Raw genomic sequence first — 17,926 nt, 5'->3', positions numbered from 1 at the left:
CTAAATATTTAGGACATGCCAATGACCAGAACAAAAAAAACTCTGAGTTGGTTAGCAGGGATCGTTGCTTTGGTGATCGTCGGGATCGTTATCTTTGTGATCACCTTTGACTGGAATCGACTCAAGCCAACCATCAATCAGAAAGTCTCAACAGAGCTTAACCGTCCCTTTGCTATCCGTGGCAATCTGGGTGTTGATTGGTCGCGGCCTGCGGATGAAACCGGCTGGCGCTCTTGGGTGCCTTGGCCTCATGTTCATGCTGAAGACATTGTTTTAGGTAACCCCGCGGATATTCCTGCCGTATCAATGGTGTCGCTTGAAAGAGTTGATGCGAGCCTCTCTCCGCTGGCTTTGCTGGGCAAACAGATTTATATCCCTCGAATTAAACTCAAACAGCCGGATGCATCGTTGCGCAGGTTGGCAAATGGTAAGAACAACTGGACCTTTGAACTCGCGAATTCCTCGAACGAGGATCAGCCTAAAGATCAAAAATCGGCGTGGTCTTTCAAGATCGACGATATTGTCTTTGATCAGGGGAAGATCGCATATGATGACGCGATGATCGGCGCAAAATTCAAAGCGACGATCGATCCGTTGGGCAAACCTCTGCCATTTAGTGAAGTGGTGGGCGATAGCAGCTCTGCGAAAAAAGTAGCGAGTAAGAAAGCACCGGATTATGTCTTTGGCTGGAAAGTGGATGGCACGTATAACGATGAGTCACTTTCGGGCAGCGGGAAAATTGGCGGAATGCTGGCGTTACGCGATCCTGATGGATTATTCCCATTACAGGCTGATGTTCGCTCGGGAAAAACGCGTGTAGCGGTCGCCGGTACGCTGAGCGATCCACTCAATTTAGGCGCGTTGGATCTACGACTGCAATTTTCAGGACAGAGCCTGAGCCAGCTGCATAAGCTCACCGGCATCGTGTTACCGGATACGCCGCCTTACTCCACTGACGGTCATCTCAGCGCAGAGCTTAAACGTGCAAAAGGCGCGATTTATCGTTATCAAAACTTCAACGGTAAAATTGGCGACAGCGATATTCACGGTAGCCTAACCTATCAGATGAGCAAACCTCGCCCTTCTCTGAGTGGGGAATTGGTTTCTAACCAGCTCCGCTTTACTGATTTGGCTCCGCTTATCGGCGCTGATTCTAATCAAGAAAAAGCGAGCCGAGGCGAAAAAGCGACTCAGCCATCCGACAAAGTTCTGCCTAGGGATAAATTTGATACCAAGCAATGGTCTACGATGGACGCAGACGTCAAATTTACCGCCAAGCGCATTGAGCACGGAGAGTCGCTGCCGCTTAGCGATCTCTATACTCATCTCTCTTTAAATAACGGTACGCTCCTGATGGACCCGTTACGCTTTGGCGTAGCCGGTGGCAACCTGAATTCAACGATCCGCCTCGAAGGAAAACGAACGCCGATGCGCGGTGCGGCAGACCTTCACGCCCGTGGTTTCCAACTACAAAAGCTGCTGCCGAATGTTGAGTCGATGCGTCGTAGCTTAGGACAACTGAACGGTGATGCCAAAATAAGTGGGACGGGGAACTCGGTAGCTGATTTGCTTGGTACTAGCAACGGTGATGTGCGCTTGCTGATTAATGACGGTGTGATAAGCCGTAACCTGATGGAGATAGCTGGCCTTAACGTGGGTAACTACCTGGTGGGCAAATTATTTGGCGATGATGAAGTCAAGATTAACTGCGCGGCGGCGGATATAGGCATCAAAAATGGTTTAGCCGCTACGCGATTGTTTGTCTTTGATACCGAAAATGCGGTGATAAATATTTCGGGTAACGTCAATTTAGCGACTGAACGGATGGATTTATCGATTGATCCTGAAAGTAAGGGAATGCGTGTCCTCACTTTACGATCCCCGCTGTATGTGAAGGGAACCTTTAAGCATCCCGATGCTGGCGTGAAAGCGGGTCCCCTGATTGCGCGTGGCGTAGCAGCCGTTGCTCTGGGTACTGTTGTTGCACCTGCTGCGGCGTTGCTGGCGTTGATATCGCCAAGTGAAGTGGATTCGAATCAGTGTGGCGGCATGCTGAAAGGGATGAAAAAATAACCAAACGGCTCGTCTAAAATGGCGAGCCTAGAAATATGGGCTATGCTTTCTTGGTGTAACAACATGATTGTGTTGTTCATTTTTAATACACACAGAAAACAAGGAAATGGATGATGAACGTATGGAATAAGGTCCTGTTAGCTTCGCTTTTTGGATTGGTTGTCGCAGGCTGTGATGATTCCACGAAAGTAGATGCCAACCTTGATAAAGCGAAAGATAACGCGGAACAGATCAAAGATGCTGCGGATAATAAAGCCGATCAGATCACCGATGCTGCAAAGCAGCAGGCTGATAAGCTGAAGAAAGAGGCTGATGCTCAGGCCGAGCAGTTGAAGGACAAAGCGAAGGCAATTAAAAGCGAAGCCGAAAAACGAGCGGATGCTATTACGGATGACGCGAAAGCTAAAGCCAATTCGCTAGAAAAGCAGGCTAAGCAGCAAAGCGATCAGATCGTTGAACAGGCGAAGAATATTAAAGACAGCGCTATTAGTGGTGCGAACGATCTGTCAGCCGATGCTCAGACGAAAACTCAGGCAATAAAAGACAGTATGAAGCAAAACCCGCCAGCACAAAGCGGTTCTGCTCCTGCAACAAATGGCAATCAATAACGTTAGACACACTATAATTTAGGTGTGGGTTATATCATTTTTAATCAGTAAATTTAGGGGGAATATATGGGAATCCTTTCGTGGATTATTTTTGGGCTTATTGCCGGTATTTTGGCTAAATGGATCATGCCGGGGAAAGACGGCGGTGGTTTTATTGTTACCGTAATTCTTGGTGTGGTCGGTGCCGTTGTTGGTGGTTATATCAGCACCTTTTTTGGCTATGGCAAAGTTGATGGCTTTAATTTTGGTAGCTTTATCGTTGCTGTTATTGGTGCTTTGGTGGTGCTGTTTATCTACCGAAAAATCCGCAGTTAATGATGCTCTCGGGGCGGGTTTCCGCCCCGATGCTTTAATGGTTAACGAACGATCTCACCATCGCGCAAAATGAACATCAGCTTTCCATCCCAAAACTCAGCAATGAACACATCTTCAGCTTTAATTCCGCAACGCTCTAACTCCTGTTGCATCCATGCTTCATCTTTTTCTATCTGATTCAGTTCATAAGAGCGTAGACGTCCATCTTTCATCAGAATGATTGATGGCATCTGAGCGCCTTCGCACACGACGGTAAGCTGTCCGCTAGGCTCAATTTGGGCGTAGTTAATCTCTTGGAACGAATGAATACCCTGAGCGTGTAACTGGGAGGATACGTTTAAAATATCGATTTTGTTTTTCTTGGTCAGTATGTTCTCCATCAGAAAACGCCCTTTTTTTATAATAGGGATGGGATCGCCGATGGTGACTGAGCGGAAAAAATAGACGTGCTTGCTGATGGCATTCAGTAGTGAAATTAAGCATACGCCGATGAGTAACACGATAATATATTGATAGAGAGGGATCGCATCGCTGTAGATCACGCCGCCAATAATTCCACCTAATACGAAGTTGCCAATAAAGTCGACCGGCGTCATTTGCGATAGCTGAGTTTTACCTGAAAAATTTAAGTGTGTAATGACGATGGCGAATCCCAAAATAAATTTCACCAAAACATATCCGTAGTACTCCATACTCCCTCCCAAAGCGATCAACAACGATAAGATTATCTTTATGTTTCTTAATAATAAAAACAGAAGCTCGCTTTTTATACAAGGGAACATCGCTTATGGGCCTAAACTTTATGAGGCTTATCGGCGTGAGGTATAAAGGCTGATGCAGCGGTGATCCTGAATTTCTTCAATCGATGCTAGATTCATTTTCCACCATTCACGCTGGGTGGCTAATAGCACAAAACCGCCATCATCCACAGGCAGCAAAGCCAGTCCAAATGCGCCCATATCTTCGCGTGCTGCGGGTAAGCCGTTGGCGAGTAGAATAAACGGGCTGCTATGTGATAGCTCACTTTTCTCTAATTTACGCGCCCAATAGCGGTGGCTATTGATGCCATTTTTTATTGGCTGCCATTGACTAGAGAGCGACGGTATTAACCTATCTATTTGCTGGCGTACTTGGGGTTTGGTGCAAGACATATGGATATGTAGCTGATTTTGGCTACGGCCATATTCAGAGTTTACGGTCAACGACAGCATATTATCTGGCACCGGGCTGCCATAGCGCTTTGATAACCACTGACGCTGTTGCCAAGCGGCAGCAAAATAGTTGGGTTGCTGCGGTTTGAGCAGCAAAGGAGATTCAATTCCGGTAATTTTTGCCGTTGGCATTAATAGATATTGCAGTGGTCCGTTGCGATCTTTAAAGATCACAAATCTCTGAGCGAGATTAACCTCGGCGCAAGGACTCGGATTTTGACGCTGTTGCTGATGCGGTACGCATTGCTGGCTGACTATTTTCCACAATGCATCAGGGGGTGTGGGTCGTAAGTAAAAGAAGGCAGTAATGATGAGTAGCACAACGACGATCGCTATGGCGAAACATGTTCTGCGCTGAAATCTCATCATTACCCCGTTATATCATTAAGTCTTAAGGGTGCTTACCTTACTGGGCACATACGCGTTTGTCTAATGCGCCGCTCCAACGAGTCATTCCAAAGGCCAGCAGTACAACGATAGCACCAATCCAAGGGGTTACCATCAAACCGTAGTTTTCAACGACCATTCCACCGACCCATGCACCTCCGGCAATGCCGAGGTTAAAAGCGGCAATATTCAAGCCGGAAGCCACGTCTACTGCATGTGGCGCGTAGCGTTCTGCCTGCTGCACCACGTAAACCTGTAGCCCTGGGACATTACCAAAGGCGACCGCACCCCAGAACAACACGGTAATTAATGCCAGTACTGGGCTATGAGCGGTAAAGCTGAATACGGCCAGTACCGCAGCGAGCAGTAAGAAGATAATCTGCAACGCTTTAATTGGCCCCATGCGGTCGGCTAAACGTCCACCCCAGAGATTGCCTGCCGCAACGGATACGCCGTAAATCAACATAACCCAGGTAACTGCTCCGGCACTAAAGCCACTGACCTGCTGTAAAATCGGAGCTAAGAAGGTAAAGGCAACGAAATTACCGCCGTAGCCCAGTGCCGTTTTGGCATACACCATCAGCAAACGCGGCTGTTTTAAAATAGTGAGCTGACGCGCAATAGACGCAGGCGGTGTGTGCTTCAAGCCGTTCGGTACAAAAATTAGGCTACCGATCAGTGCGACAATACCCAGTAACGATACGGCTAAGAAGGTTTCATGCCAGCCGAAATGTTGGCCGATGAACGTGCCTAAAGGTACGCCGGTCACCAGAGCAACAGTCAAACCTGTGAACATGATAGCGATAGCGCTGGCCGCTTTTTCTTTAGGCACCAGACTCGTCGCGAGCGTTGAGCCGATAGAGAAAAAGACGCCATGGGCTAAGCCCGTCAAGACACGAGCGGTCATCAGAGAGGTATAGCCGGGGGCTTTCCACGCTAATAGGTTGCCGAGGGTAAACAGTACCATCAGACCAATTAGCAGCGTCTTACGCGGCATACGGCCGGTTAGCGCAGTGAGCACTGGGGCACCGATAGCTACGCCGAGCGCATATAAACTTACCAGTAGGCCTGCTGACGGCAGAGAAACCTGCAAATCAGCGGCTATGGTCGGGATCAGCCCCACGATAACAAACTCCGTGGTGCCGATGGCAAAGGCGCTGATGGTCAGCGCAAACAGAGCTAATGGCATAACTGCAAACTCCTCTTCTTTTCGTTTTTCAAACCGCAGGTTGCTGCGTGTTGAAATATCTTCGGTACGAATAATTGATGGCGCTGAGTTTGCACGGATTATTTTTGCAGAAAAATAGGGCTATACTCACAAGATAATTGATTGGTGAGCAACAATGAAAACAACAACCGAAGAGCTAGTGGCGTTTGTCGCCGTCGTAGATGCGGGGAGCCTGACAGGCGCAGCAGAGCAGTTAGGACAAACGCCGAGCGGGATTAGCCGAGCACTGGGGCGTTTAGAGCAAAAGCTGGAAACCACGCTATTGAACCGCACTACGCGGCGTATTGATTTAACTGAAGAAGGGCGCATTTTTCTCGACCGCGCTCGCGCCATTCTTGAGGCAATTGAAGAAGCCGAAGAGCAGCTGGCGCTCCAGCGTCATCGTCCGGCGGGACGTTTGCGTATAAACGCGGCCTCGCCGTTTATGCTGCACGTGGTGGTTCCCTTGATTGATGAATTCACCGCTCGGTTTCCAGAAATCGTTCTAGAGCTGAATACCAGCGATCAGATTATTGACCTTCTGGAGCAGCGTACTGACGTGGCGATTCGTATTGGTACTCTGCAAGATTCAAGCTTGCATGCGCGTCCCATTGGGCGCTCGGGGTTAAAGATTTTGGCCTCTCCGAGCTATCTTCAAAAACAGGGAACGCCACAGCAGGTAAGCGATTTGAGTGGGCATCGTCTGTTAGGCTTCACGCAGCCTCAATCATTAAATCAGTGGCCGCTTAAACAGAGTCAGTGTGCTAGTTTTGCGGTTACGCCCGATATTGCAGCCTCTAGCGGCGAGACGCTGCGTCATTTAGCGATCAGCGGAAGGGGGATTGTGTGTCTTTCTGATTTTATGACGCATCAGGATGTCGCCGAAGGGCGTTTGGTGCAGATACTCACCGAGCATACGTTGGAAACTTATCAATCCATTCACGCTGTTTATTATCGAAACAGTCAGCTTTCGGCGCGGATTCGTTGCTTCCTCGATTTTCTGGCAGAGAGATATCCGCTGCATCGCTGAAAAATGTCCTGTTCCCCTCCGTCATTGGCGGGGACAGGAAAGCCGTACTGGCAGGTTAATCTTGTGGTGCTTTACGCTCTACGGTTTTATCGCCAGCATAGTCAGCGGTGGCAATCCACGCGGCGCAAAATAGCGTGAGTCTAGCGAAGAAGTAGAAGAAAGCCATCAAACCAATGACTGAGCCAAAGGCTGCGCCGGAAGGTGAACGTGCAAGGCTTGGCAGAGTCCATGTCATCACAAATTTAATCACTTCAAAGCCAATCGCGGCGATAAGCGTACCGCGTAATAATGCCTTTTTCTTTGGCTTGTGGCGCGGCAGTACTAAGAAAATCCAGAGGAATAATAGATAGTTGGCCATGATTGAAATCGAAAGCGCGATGGCCGTCATAACTGGACGTAACCATTCAATGCCATCAAGTCCGAGCGCTTTTACGATGGAAGCCTGCGCTGCGCCTGCGATTGAGGTGAAAGAGAGCGAAACGATCAAGGCGATGACTAAGCCGGTCAACGAGATAAAATCTCGCAAATAGCGAAAATAAAACTTCTCTTGATCCTGCGGATTACGTTCCCACACATCGCGTGACTGGGCGCGAATCGCTTCACGCAGATTCCCCATCCAGCTAATGCCTGAATACAGGGCAATGGCTAAACCCGTTAGTCCCACGGTAGTACGCTGCTGAATCGCGGTGTTTACGGTATTTTTTAGCGTGTTGGCTAAGTTCGGATCGCTAATGCTGCTGACGATTTTATTGATGAGTTCGGTGAGCAAATCGGGATTTGATGCCAGTACGAAACCAACGGCCGCAAAGGAAACCATCAAAATGGGGATGAGGGATAGAAAGGAAAAGTAGGTGATGGCAGCACCAAACTGACTTCCGAGTCGATCATTAAAGCGGTCAACCGCACGAATAATGTGCGCAACGCTAGGAATGGCCTTTAACCAGGTTACGAAGCAGTTGGCTTTATCAATGGTTTTGGTCACCTGTTTGGTGACGCTGGCTTTGCTACTTTTGGCATCTATGTCATTCGGCATAAGCATTTTTCACCTACATGCACCAAGAAGCGATGTCATTTTAGGCGGTTAATTTCTCACGTCAGGATAAAGGATTAAGCTAGATCCTAGCAGAGTCGCGCTGCATGGCAAAATATCAGGCAAATATGAGAGGTTTTGCCACGCGAACAAATGCTTTTTACCCCGTCCGACAGTATGGCGGGTATATCGCTGTCACTCGTTGTTTACGCTTATTAAGAATATTCTGCTAACTTAAGCCCAACTTTGTAAATCACCTCTAATCCAGAACGTAATTCGGTAAAAAAAGAATGAAATACTCCTATGGTGTAAAAAAATAAACCTTAAGTGTGAGCGGCTTATTTCTATTTAATGAGGCTGATGTGGTGTTTTATGTCATAATCACGGCGGTAAAATATGTCCGTTATTCTCTTGGCTGCATGTGCCGATTTTGGGTCGAATATTTTTAGCTAACAAGGCAAGGTAGAGGCATGCTAGATATTGATGTGAGCGTTATCCGAATTTTTTTAACGGTGATGGATACGCGCAGTGTCACCTTAGCGGCTGAACTGCTGAATAGTTCAACGGCCTCTGTCAGCCGTGCTCTTAAGAAAATGCGTGATAGCTTTAACGATCCTTTGTTCATTCGTACTAAAAAAGGGTTAGAGCCGACGGCACTCGCATATAATATTACGCCTAATTTAGCTCAAGCGCTTAATAGCATTCAGAGCGCTGTCAGTGTATCGACCTCATTGCATCATGGTGATAATCGCCAAACGAGACTGAAACTCAGCTTGTCACCGATGCTAGAATATTATTTAACCAGCACATTGCAGCAGCAGGGATATCCCTTCGATAGCGTTGCCTTGACGAATGAAACCCATGACGGCGATCTAACAAAAGACATCACTAGACTGCGTACTCGAAAAATAGATATTAGTTTCACCCCACAAAAATATGCTGACTGGATGATTACTAACGTTCCATTGTTTGACGTTTTCCCGGTGGTAATGTGTCGTAAGGGACATCCGCGCATTAAAGCTGGGTTTAAGCTTAGCCAGCTAGAAAATGAAGAGTATCTTAGCCCAACGATGTGGCCCTCCTTGTTTGAAGATAACATCGTGTTAAACCCGCACAACAAAGCACCGATATACTCAAGTACGTCGGTACTGAATTTAATGATGATGGCGGCAACGACTGATTATATTCTTGTTTGTGGTAGGATTTTTGCTCATCAATTTGAAAAAATTGTAGATGTGCAGATCTTGGATTTCCCACATGCAAAACCCATGGGAACCATTTATGCCCATTACCACAAGAGTCGAGCTGCTGATGCCAATATCATGGAGCTCATAAAACAAATAAGGGTAGGGAGTCAGGTACGGCTAGAAAATGAGAATTGACTGATTGTAAAAATAAATATCTCGCTTTTGCATCGTCTGTATATAAGAGGGATAGTGAATGACTATCTTTTTTATTTGGATAGATAACTATTGGCATTGAAGTTTTAGATAATGAATGTGTCATTTTGAACATTTAATGCTATTTATTGTGAACTGCCTAACATTCGCTAAATTGTGTGATGAAAGTCACTAGACAAGACGAAAAGTAGACAGATGTTAAATGCAAAAAATAAGCAGATGAAAATTAAGTATTTTGTTAGTTTTTAATAGCATGTGACTGCTTTTACTTGCCTACATATCCGATACAAAAGAACTACATTTCACTTTATGCAAAAGGGATTTACGCCCTGAGTTATTGTTAATCGTGTTATTTCTACCTAACTTGTACTCATATATCCCCAGCAAATAAAGCTTTCTTGGGTATAGGTCCTCCAAACTCGGCGCACTTTATTTTTATTCGTTCACGTTACGTCGTTATAAATATAACGTGTAGATAGTGAGTATCTGACCTTTATTAGCAAAATAAGGTTGTCCTCTTAATAATAGCACTGTCATTACGAATAATGGGCTTTATGTTGCAGCGAAACCGCGTCGGCTGGGAGTTATCACACGGATGTACTACTAGGCAAGGTATCCCGCAGTGGTGCTGCCGATGATATTTAAGGTAATAAAACATGAATTCATTATCCACATCATCATCTGAGCTTGAAGTCATTAATCTAGACAACGCGGTAATTGGTATTTTATCTGACGATCCTATGTTTGCTACGGGTTTGAAAGGCTTATTGAAAAAGATTGCGCCTCTGGGGCAGGGCGCAGTCGTTGATTCTGATAGAACTAAATTTATCATGGTCGACTTAGACAGTTTGCATCAGTCTATTTTCCATCTGGTACGCAGCCTGTCCGGCCTGCGTGCGTATGATCTGTATCGTATTGTATTCTGGACCTCTAATCAGGCTGAGCATACGCTGAACTTTGTGCGTCTGATTGATAACGCCAGCTTTATAAATAAAAAAGCGCCTCTTGAGTCTGTGGAACAGGCCGTGAAACAGGTCTTGAGTGGAAGTCGTTTTGTGACTCTAGAAGTTCAACATATGTTTCAAACATCTAATGGTCCAGGTCGAGTGACCGAAGAGACATTCACGATTTTGGATGACATGATGAGCGGAATGCGCGTGAAGTGTATTGCCGCTAAGCTGAATACAGCGGATAAATCGATTTACAGCAAATTGCGCCAATTCCGCGAGCGTCTTTCTTTGTTGCGCAAAAGTGATTTCCTCAGCTTTATCCACGATATTTCGTGATATTGAGATAGCGTCGATAACGAAAAGGCCGAAGAGAAATCTTCGGCCTTTTGTTTTCAGGAACAGCTTTACGTGCGCTTAGCGCATGGTCACAAACTCTTCCGAACCGGTAGGGTGGATCGCGACAGTGTTGTCGAAGTCTTTTTTGGTTGCGCCCATTTTCAGTGCGACCGCAAAGCCTTGCAGCATTTCATCCATGCCATAGCCGATACCATGAATGCCGACGATTTTTTCATCTTTACCCACGCAAACCAGCTTCATACGGCACGGTTGACGATGCTGAGTGACTGCGGTGTACATTGCGGTAAACGCAGATTTATACACCTTCACGTTCTCTTCGCCGTGCTGCTCTTTAGCCTGTTCTTCAGTTAAGCCCACGGTGCCAATTGGCGGATGGCTAAAGACGACGGTTGGGATATTGCTGTAATCCAGATGTTCGTCTGGCTTATTGTTAAATAGGCGTTCAGACAGGCGACGACCCGCAGCCACTGCGACAGGTGTTAGTTCGACTGCGCCGGTATTATCACCAACAGCATAAATGCCTTTTACGTTGGTGTTTTGATATTTATCGACGGTGATGTAGCCTTTTTCGTTGGTTTTAACGCCAGCGGCTGCCAGATTGATATTGTCATTGGCAGGCTCACGGCCAATTGCCCAGATCAGGCAATCAACTTCAAATTCTTTACCGTTTTCCAGCGCCAGAGTCAGGCTGCCGTCGCTATTTTTGGTCACAGATTTTGGCACAGACTGAGTGTGAAGCTGTGGACCTTCAGCATTCATCACTTCAACCAGCGTTTCAACGATCATTGGGTCGAAGGTACGCAGCGGTGCATGCTTACGTACGAACAGGTGGGTTTCAGCCCCTAGACCGTTAAGGACACCAGCGATCTCTACCGCGATATAACCCGCGCCGACTACCGCAACGCGTTTTGGCAGTGCGTCCAGCTCAAAGAAACCGTCAGAATTGATGCCGTACTCAGCGCCCGGAATATTTGGGCGAGAAGGGCGGCCACCGGTTGCAATCAGAATATGATCGGCGGTGATAGTCTCACCGTTCACTTCAACGGTATGAGCGTCGATGAATTTGGCAAAACCGTGGATAACATCCACCTTGTTGTTGCCCAAGCCACGCTCGTAGGATTGGTGGATGCGGTCGATGTAAGCGGTACGGCTTTCGATCAGTTTGCCCCAATCGAACTTATTGACGGTGGTATCAAAACCGTAGTCTGGGCCATACAGGTGAATTGCTTCGGCGATCTGCGCCGCATGCCACATAACTTTTTTCGGCACACAACCCACGTTTACGCAGGTGCCGCCCAGATACTTGGCTTCAACCAAGGCACATTTTTGGCCATACATGGCCGCACGGTTGATGGAGGCAATACCACCGCTGCCACCGCCAATTGCGAGATAGTCATAATGTTTAGTCATCAGGGAGTCCCATGAGTTGTGTATATCCATCATACTTCAAGCTGCCTTATTGTTGGCTGCGCTCGCTATCTGTCACCCTAGAGCGAGCTCATCGGGTATGCGCACTGGCCGTCTTAATGCTGCTTGAATGACTTTGGGTATATACCGACAGCGTTTGAGGCCACTTAATTCACGTAACGCCAATCACTGCGGATGAGAAAATTGCCTTAGAGTGTAACGCTACTCACGCCATTGCCGCAAAGGTTGCATCTATGGTTGTGATAGGCTGCGGTTTTCTCGGCGCTAATTGGCAATAATAGTATCCAGACTTAGTCCTTAGCCTGTACCAGCAGCCATTGATGAAACAGCTGCATGGCGGGCGTCATCGGCTTGGATTTCAACCAGGTAAGCCAATAGCTACCGACTTCGACCTCAATATCAAAAGGGCTGACCAGCAAACCGTTTTGTAGTTCGTGCTCGAACATTCTGGCTGGAGCCAACGCCACGCCTGCATTCTGAATCGCAGCTTCCACCATGAGCCGTGAAGAATCGAATATCGGCCCGTTAACTCTGATGGGCTCAATTCCCGCGGCGAGAAACCAACTATTCCACTCTTCGGCGCGATAAGAGCGCATCAGTATTTCTTTCGCTAAATCCTCAGGATGCTGTAAGCGCTGCGCTACGCTTGGTGTACACAGTACGCTGAGCGGTGCGCCAAATAGCTCGGCATTATGGGTCGTTGGCCACATTCCTGTGCCAAAGCGTATGGCAAAATCCAAACCTTCGCCGGCTAAATTGACCAAGTTATTATTGGTTAACAGTCTAAGCTCTACAAAAGGGTGCTCGGTGTTGAAGCTTTGTAGGCGAGGCATCAGCCAGCCAACGGCAAAGGTCCCCACAGCGGCAACGGTCAGAACTTCATGAAAATGTCCGCCTTCAAATTGTTTGAGCACCGTCTCAATCTGGCTAAAGGCATCACTAAGCACCGGCAAAAGCACATGGGCTTCATCGGTGAGTTCTAATCCGCGTGGTAGACGTTTGAATAACTGGGTTCCCAGTTTAGTCTCCAGCATGCGTACCTGCTGGCTGACCGCAGCCTGTGTGACGCTGAGTTCCAGCCCTGCTCGTGTGAAGCTAAGATGTCGTGCTGAAGCTTCAAAAGCGCGAAGAGCATTGAGTGGCAGATGAGAACGCATAGGTCGCCTTAAGAAGTAGAGGCATAAGATTTTCTTTACCCTAAGGGAATTTTATCTCGCTTGTCAATCAGGCGGCGATAGCGGATATTCCTGCCGCTACGGTGAGCTTGGCGCGATGACGCCGATCTTTCACTGGCTAATATAAACATTTTCTTTTGCATGCTGATTGGCGTGCAAGATCCCAAATATATCCGATTAAAAGGTCACTTATTCATGCGTAAAAAAATGCAGAACACCTTGAAGCTGTTATCCGTGATTACCTGTCTGGCAGCAACTGCCCAAGGCGCTATGGCTGCCAATATCGATGAGAGCAAAATTAAAGACACCGTCGATAGCCTGATCCAGCCGCTGATGCAGAAGAATAATATTCCCGGTATGTCGGTCGCAGTGACCATCAGAGGTAGGAAGTATATTTATAACTACGGGTTAGCGGCAAAACAGCCTCAGCAGCCCGTGACGAAAAATACATTGTTTGAAGTGGGCTCTCTGAGTAAAACGTTTGCTGCCACTTTGGCTTCCTATGCGCAGGCGAGCGGTAAGCTGTCTTTGGAGCAAAGCGTGAGCCACTACGTTCCAGAACTGCGCGGCAGCAGCTTTGACCACGTTAGCGTACTCAATGTGGGTACGCATACCTCAGGTCTACAGCTGTTTATGCCGGAAGATATCAAGAACACCACACAGCTGATGACTTATCTAAAAGCATGGAAACCTGCTGATGCGGCTGGAACCCATCGCGTTTATTCCAATATCGGTACCGGTTTGCTAGGGATGATTGCGGCGAAAAGTCTGGGTGTGAGCTATGAAGATGCGATTGAGCAAACCATCCTTCCTCTATTAGGCATGAATCAAACCTACCTGAAGGTTCCGGCTGACCAGATGGAAAACTATGCGTGGGGCTACAACAAGAAAGATGAGCCAGTGCACGTCAATATGGAGATTTTGGGTAACGAAGCTTATGGCATCAAAACTACCTCCAGCGACTTGTTGCATTACGTGCAAGCCAATATGGGGCAGTTAAAGCTTGATGGTAATGCCAAGATCCAACATGCACTGACAGCCACCCACACCGGCTATTTCAAATCGGGTGAGATTACTCAGGATCTGATGTGGGAGCAGCTGCCATATCCAGTTTCTCTGCCGAATTTGCTCACTGGTAACGATATGGCGATGACGAAAAGCGTGGCTACGCCGATTGTTCCCCCGTTACCGCCACAGGAAAATGTGTGGATTAATAAGACCGGATCAACTAACGGCTTCGGTGCCTATATTGCGTTTGTTCCTGCTAAGAAGATGGGGATCGTGATGCTGGCTAACAAAAACTACTCAATCGATCAGCGAGTGACGGTGGCGTATAAAATCCTGAGCTCGTTGGAAGGGAATAAGTAGAAAAGAATAGATATCGCCTCTCGTGTGGGGAGGCGATATGTTGAGTCACTGATTTCTCAGTGATATTACAGCACGCCCTGCGCCAGCATGGCGTCAGCGACTTTAACAAACCCCGCGATGTTTGCACCGCGAACGTAGTGGGTCTGCTTATCTTCTCCGCCATATTCCACGCAGGCTTGGTGGATATCCAGCATGATGTGGTGCAGGCGTAAATCCACTTTCTCAGCTTTCCAGCCCATACGAGCGGCGTTCTGCGCCATTTCTAGCCCTGATGTTGCGACACCACCAGCGTTCGCTGCTTTACCAGGTGCAAATAATACACCCGCCTCAAGGAACAGATCGGTAGCTTCAATCGTGGTTGGCATATTTGCGCCTTCGGCGACGGCTTTGACGCCATTGGCGATCAGGGTACGTGCGGCAGGCGCATCCAGCTCGTTTTGGGTGGCGCAAGGCAGGGCAATATCAACGCTAACCCCCCAAGGCTGCTGGCCTTCAAGATAGGTTAGGCCAAATTCTTTAGCATAATCGGCAATACGACCATCCTGTTGGGATTTGATTTGGCATAGGCGTGCTAGTTTTTCGGTGGTAAATCCGGCCTCATCCACCACGGTGCCGTTGGAATCAGAAGCCGTAATCACGCGAGCACCGAGCGCCATGGCTTTTTCAATCGCGTATTGTGCCACATTGCCCGAGCCGGAAACGGCCACGCGCATGCCTTCAAAGCCTAAACCGTGGCGCTTGAGCATGGCATCGGTAAAGTAAACTAAGCCATAACCAGTGGCTTCTGGACGGATCAAACTGCCGCCAAACGACAGACCTTTACCGGTGAAAACACACGCGGTGTTATTCGACAGTTTTTTCATCATACCGGCCATGAAACCAACCTCACGCCCGCCGACGCCGATGTCACCGGCCGGAACGTCGGTGTCTGCGCCCAGATGGCGATAAAGCTCGGTCATCAACGCCTGACAGAAACGCATGATTTCGCCGTCGCTTTTGCCTTTAGGATTGAAGTCGCTGCCGCCTTTGCCACCGCCCATTGGCAGCGTAGTCAGCGCGTTTTTGAAGGTTTGTTCAAAACCGAGGAATTTAAGAATTGAAAGGTTAACGGAAGGATGGAAACGCATCCCGCCTTTAAACGGCCCAATAGCCGAGCTGAACTGTACGCGCCACGCGCGGTTAACCTGCACCTGACCACGATCGTCGACCCAAGTGACGCGGAACTGAATCACGCGCTCAGGTTCGATTAAGCGTTCAAGCAGGGCTGCATCGCGGTAATGAGGGTTTTGCTCCAGAAACGGCCACAGAGTGGTCATCACTTCTCGCACGGCTTGCAGGAATTCAGGTTGGTTAGGATCGCGCTGTTGCACGGTCGTGAGGAAGTGTTCTAGAGAGCGAGGTTGCTCCATAGTGTGGTTCTCCTTTATGGAAGTGATTTTTTATGCGTTTTTTATGTTTATAAATGCAGTTTTTGCACTGTGTTTGCATTTTGACTATATCACCGTTAACCGAGGCTTAATCAAGTGATTTATGATCATGCAATAAATAAAAACGCCTCCGGGTGGAGGCGTTAGGCGAGGAGGAGCAGTGAGTTATGCGTTTTGCGCTTCGGGTTTGGTATTCATCATGCGGTTTAGCCAAGGCACCATGGCAGCCATAATGATGGCAATGATAAAGGTAGCGATACCGATTTTACTGAATACGCCCGTGTAGATAGGTAGGGTTTGCAGTGGATCGCTAATGCCTTCCGGTACGGCGGTAAAGGTTGCTACATAGCCGCCCAGTAGGAAAGCTGCTGCCTGAGTTAAGAACCACATACCAAGAATAAAGCCCATCAGATACTGAGGGACTAGAGCGGCAACCATTGCCAGTCCTAAGGCACTAATCATCAACTCGCCCAGACTCTGGAACAGATAAACCAGCACGATAAACCATGGTGAGGTCAGCCCCTGAGCATCAGCAAACCACAGGCCAGCAGCGGCGGCGGTAAGGAATCCGAGTGAACATAAGAACATGCCGAGGGTGAATTTGGCTGGCATCGTAAGGTCTTTGCCTTTGGCGCCGAAGCGGGTGTAAAGCGATGCCAGAATTGGGCTGGCAACCACGACCCAGAACGGATTCAATGCTTGGAAGCTGACGGGGTTAATCGCAAACCCCAGAATTTCATGATGTACGTTATTGATTGCAAAGAAGTTCAGCGACGTTGGCATCTGAGCATACAGAATATAGAACAGCACCGCTTCAATCATCAGAACGAAGGCGACATACATACGGTTGCGGTCGCTTCTGTTTTGCTTAAATGCTTCGCGGAAGAAGAAGAAAATCACGATAATTGATAGCACAATCAACACGATGTTGGCGACTTTAACGTTGTGCATCAGCCAAGCGCATACGTAAACCATCACAACGGTGCCGATCAGTACCAGCAGCAGATTTTTCAGGTTCATAGGTTTACTGTCTGGTTCTGAACCGATATCACGAACCATACCGCGGCAGCAGAAATAAACCAATAGAGCGACGACTAAGCCTATACCGCACAGGTTATATGTCACTGCATAGCCATATTTATCAGCAATGATTGGAGCTAATGACAGAGACAGCAAGGAGCCAATATTGATCGACATATAGAACAGCGTAAATGCGCCGTCTAAACGCGGATCTTTAGGGGGATAGCATTTTGAGAGCAGGCTAGCCGGGTTAGCTTTGAACAGCCCGTTACCTACCGCGATGGTACCTAGGGCGATAAAGATCAGGTCAGGTTTATGCAGAGACAGTCCGGTCATAAAATAGCCGAGTGCCAAGACGATAGCACCGAGCACCATGGTGCGCTTGGTTCCCAACAGATGGTCACCGACGTAGCCACCGATGGAGATCAGCCCGTACACCAAAGCGGCGAATGCCCCGAAAGTGATAAATGCCTGTTCCTGTGAAAAACCTAACTGTTTGACGAAGAAAACAGCCAGAATGCCTTGCACACCGTAGTAGCCAAAGCGTTCCCATAGCTCAACAAAGAAAATCATGAAAAACGGTTTAGGTTGTTGCAATAAACCGACTGGGGCGGGCTTATTCATATTAGTTCGCCTTCGAATATTGAATTAATTAAGTGTAGGCGTACGCGAAGCGCGTTGCCGAAGATACATCCTTGCTGAAATAGAATTCCGATTTTATATGTTTTGATGCCGTGTTAATGCCGATTTTTAGTGATGATGTAGGTTATTGTATGGACAGGTTGCGATCTTAGTGGTTGATCACACTATTTAAAAGTTGATTAGCGGTTTTTTTATAGGGAATTCAAGGGGGAATATTTCTATACCGAGGGCCCGTTTTCGCTCGCCGATCGTTTATGGAATTGCTGTGTAATATTCCGCCCGCCTGTCCATACCGAGC

General features: G+C 47.8%; 15 protein-coding genes. 7 read left to right on the top strand and 8 right to left on the bottom strand.

All coding sequences use genetic code 11. From position 1 onward, the window contains the following. Positions 1 to 21: 21 nt before the first annotated feature. The 3 genes from HMPREF3091_RS00075 (at position 22) to HMPREF3091_RS00065 (ending at position 2,996) form a co-directional block, all read left to right on the top strand. Positions 22 to 2,073 (top strand): AsmA family protein, encoded by a 2,052-nt coding sequence (locus HMPREF3091_RS00075; RefSeq protein ID WP_070713065.1) that lies wholly within the window; start codon positions 22 to 24, stop codon positions 2,071 to 2,073. 113 nt (positions 2,074 to 2,186) lie between these two features. Further along, on the top strand, positions 2,187 to 2,681 hold the full coding sequence (locus tag HMPREF3091_RS00070; protein WP_020303553.1) for a hypothetical protein: 495 nt from the start codon (positions 2,187 to 2,189) through the stop codon (positions 2,679 to 2,681). Positions 2,682 to 2,747: 66 nt separating this feature from the next. After that, positions 2,748 to 2,996, top strand: a complete 249-nt coding sequence (locus HMPREF3091_RS00065; protein WP_004091102.1) for a GlsB/YeaQ/YmgE family stress response membrane protein — start codon at positions 2,748 to 2,750, stop codon at positions 2,994 to 2,996. A gap of 41 nt (positions 2,997 to 3,037) precedes the next feature. On the opposite strand, the gene HMPREF3091_RS00060 is transcribed toward HMPREF3091_RS00065, so the two are convergent. The 3 genes from HMPREF3091_RS00060 to HMPREF3091_RS00050 all read right to left on the bottom strand — a co-directional run bounded on the left by HMPREF3091_RS00060 (position 3,038) and on the right by HMPREF3091_RS00050 (position 5,783). Continuing rightward, on the bottom strand, positions 3,038 to 3,688 hold the full coding sequence (locus HMPREF3091_RS00060; RefSeq protein ID WP_035502773.1) for a DUF421 domain-containing protein: 651 nt from the start codon (positions 3,686 to 3,688) through the stop codon (positions 3,038 to 3,040). A 117-nt stretch (positions 3,689 to 3,805) separates the two neighbouring features. Beyond that, on the bottom strand, positions 3,806 to 4,573 hold the full coding sequence (locus tag HMPREF3091_RS00055) for a CDP-diacylglycerol diphosphatase (RefSeq protein WP_371328668.1): 768 nt from the start codon (positions 4,571 to 4,573) through the stop codon (positions 3,806 to 3,808). 40 nt (positions 4,574 to 4,613) lie between these two features. Continuing rightward, a complete protein-coding gene (locus HMPREF3091_RS00050; RefSeq protein ID WP_070713057.1) occupies positions 4,614 to 5,783 on the bottom strand; it encodes an MFS transporter in 1,170 nt (389 codons plus the stop codon). A 154-nt stretch (positions 5,784 to 5,937) separates the two neighbouring features. Here HMPREF3091_RS00050 and HMPREF3091_RS00045 point away from each other — a divergent pair, with 154 nt between their 5' ends. Further along, positions 5,938 to 6,831, top strand: coding sequence for a LysR family transcriptional regulator (locus tag HMPREF3091_RS00045; protein ID WP_004091092.1), 894 nt, complete (start codon positions 5,938 to 5,940; stop codon positions 6,829 to 6,831). Positions 6,832 to 6,886: 55 nt separating this feature from the next. Here the strand turns inward: HMPREF3091_RS00045 and yhjD are convergent, their stop codons facing one another. Next, positions 6,887 to 7,864: an inner membrane protein YhjD gene (gene yhjD / locus HMPREF3091_RS00040; protein WP_371328667.1), complete on the bottom strand. Its 978-nt coding sequence runs from the start codon at positions 7,862 to 7,864 to the stop codon at positions 6,887 to 6,889. Between the two features lie 467 nt (positions 7,865 to 8,331). Here yhjD and HMPREF3091_RS00035 point away from each other — a divergent pair, with 467 nt between their 5' ends. Then, positions 8,332 to 9,243 carry a LysR family transcriptional regulator gene (locus tag HMPREF3091_RS00035; protein ID WP_070713052.1) on the top strand — a complete coding sequence of 304 codons (912 nt, stop codon included), beginning with the start codon at positions 8,332 to 8,334 and terminating at the stop codon, positions 9,241 to 9,243. 674 nt (positions 9,244 to 9,917) lie between these two features. Next, complete coding sequence (locus HMPREF3091_RS00030) at positions 9,918 to 10,547, top strand: response regulator transcription factor (protein WP_070713050.1); 630 nt, start codon at positions 9,918 to 9,920, stop codon at positions 10,545 to 10,547. Positions 10,548 to 10,625: 78 nt separating this feature from the next. Here HMPREF3091_RS00030 and gorA read toward each other — a convergent pair whose 3' ends face one another. Together gorA and HMPREF3091_RS00020 are read right to left on the bottom strand one after the other, a co-directional pair. Next, entirely contained in the window at positions 10,626 to 11,978 is a 1,353-nt protein-coding gene (gorA, locus tag HMPREF3091_RS00025) for a glutathione-disulfide reductase (RefSeq protein WP_035502770.1), read from the bottom strand. 308 nt (positions 11,979 to 12,286) lie between these two features. Continuing rightward, positions 12,287 to 13,153, bottom strand: coding sequence for a LysR family transcriptional regulator (locus HMPREF3091_RS00020; RefSeq protein WP_070713048.1), 867 nt, complete (start codon positions 13,151 to 13,153; stop codon positions 12,287 to 12,289). 213 nt (positions 13,154 to 13,366) lie between these two features. On the opposite strand from HMPREF3091_RS00020, the gene blaACC reads away from it, so the two are divergent. After that, on the top strand, positions 13,367 to 14,539 hold the full coding sequence (blaACC, locus tag HMPREF3091_RS00015) for an ACC family cephalosporin-hydrolyzing class C beta-lactamase (protein ID WP_070713162.1): 1,173 nt from the start codon (positions 13,367 to 13,369) through the stop codon (positions 14,537 to 14,539). A gap of 65 nt (positions 14,540 to 14,604) precedes the next feature. On the opposite strand, the gene gdhA is transcribed toward blaACC, so the two are convergent. Next, positions 14,605 to 15,948 carry an NADP-specific glutamate dehydrogenase gene (gene gdhA, locus HMPREF3091_RS00010; RefSeq protein ID WP_070713045.1) on the bottom strand — a complete coding sequence of 448 codons (1,344 nt, stop codon included), beginning with the start codon at positions 15,946 to 15,948 and terminating at the stop codon, positions 14,605 to 14,607. A 183-nt stretch (positions 15,949 to 16,131) separates the two neighbouring features. Beyond that, entirely contained in the window at positions 16,132 to 17,610 is a 1,479-nt protein-coding gene (gene dtpB, locus HMPREF3091_RS00005; protein WP_004091080.1) for a dipeptide/tripeptide permease DtpB, read from the bottom strand. Positions 17,611 to 17,926: the final 316 nt, after the last annotated feature.

Source organism: Hafnia sp. HMSC23F03 (assembly GCF_001816025.1).
In the GTDB taxonomy this organism is placed as follows: Bacteria; Pseudomonadota; Gammaproteobacteria; order Enterobacterales; family Enterobacteriaceae; genus Hafnia; species Hafnia paralvei.
The sequence above is the reverse complement of the archived record's forward strand: the minus strand, read 5'-3'. Positions and strand labels throughout refer to the sequence as shown.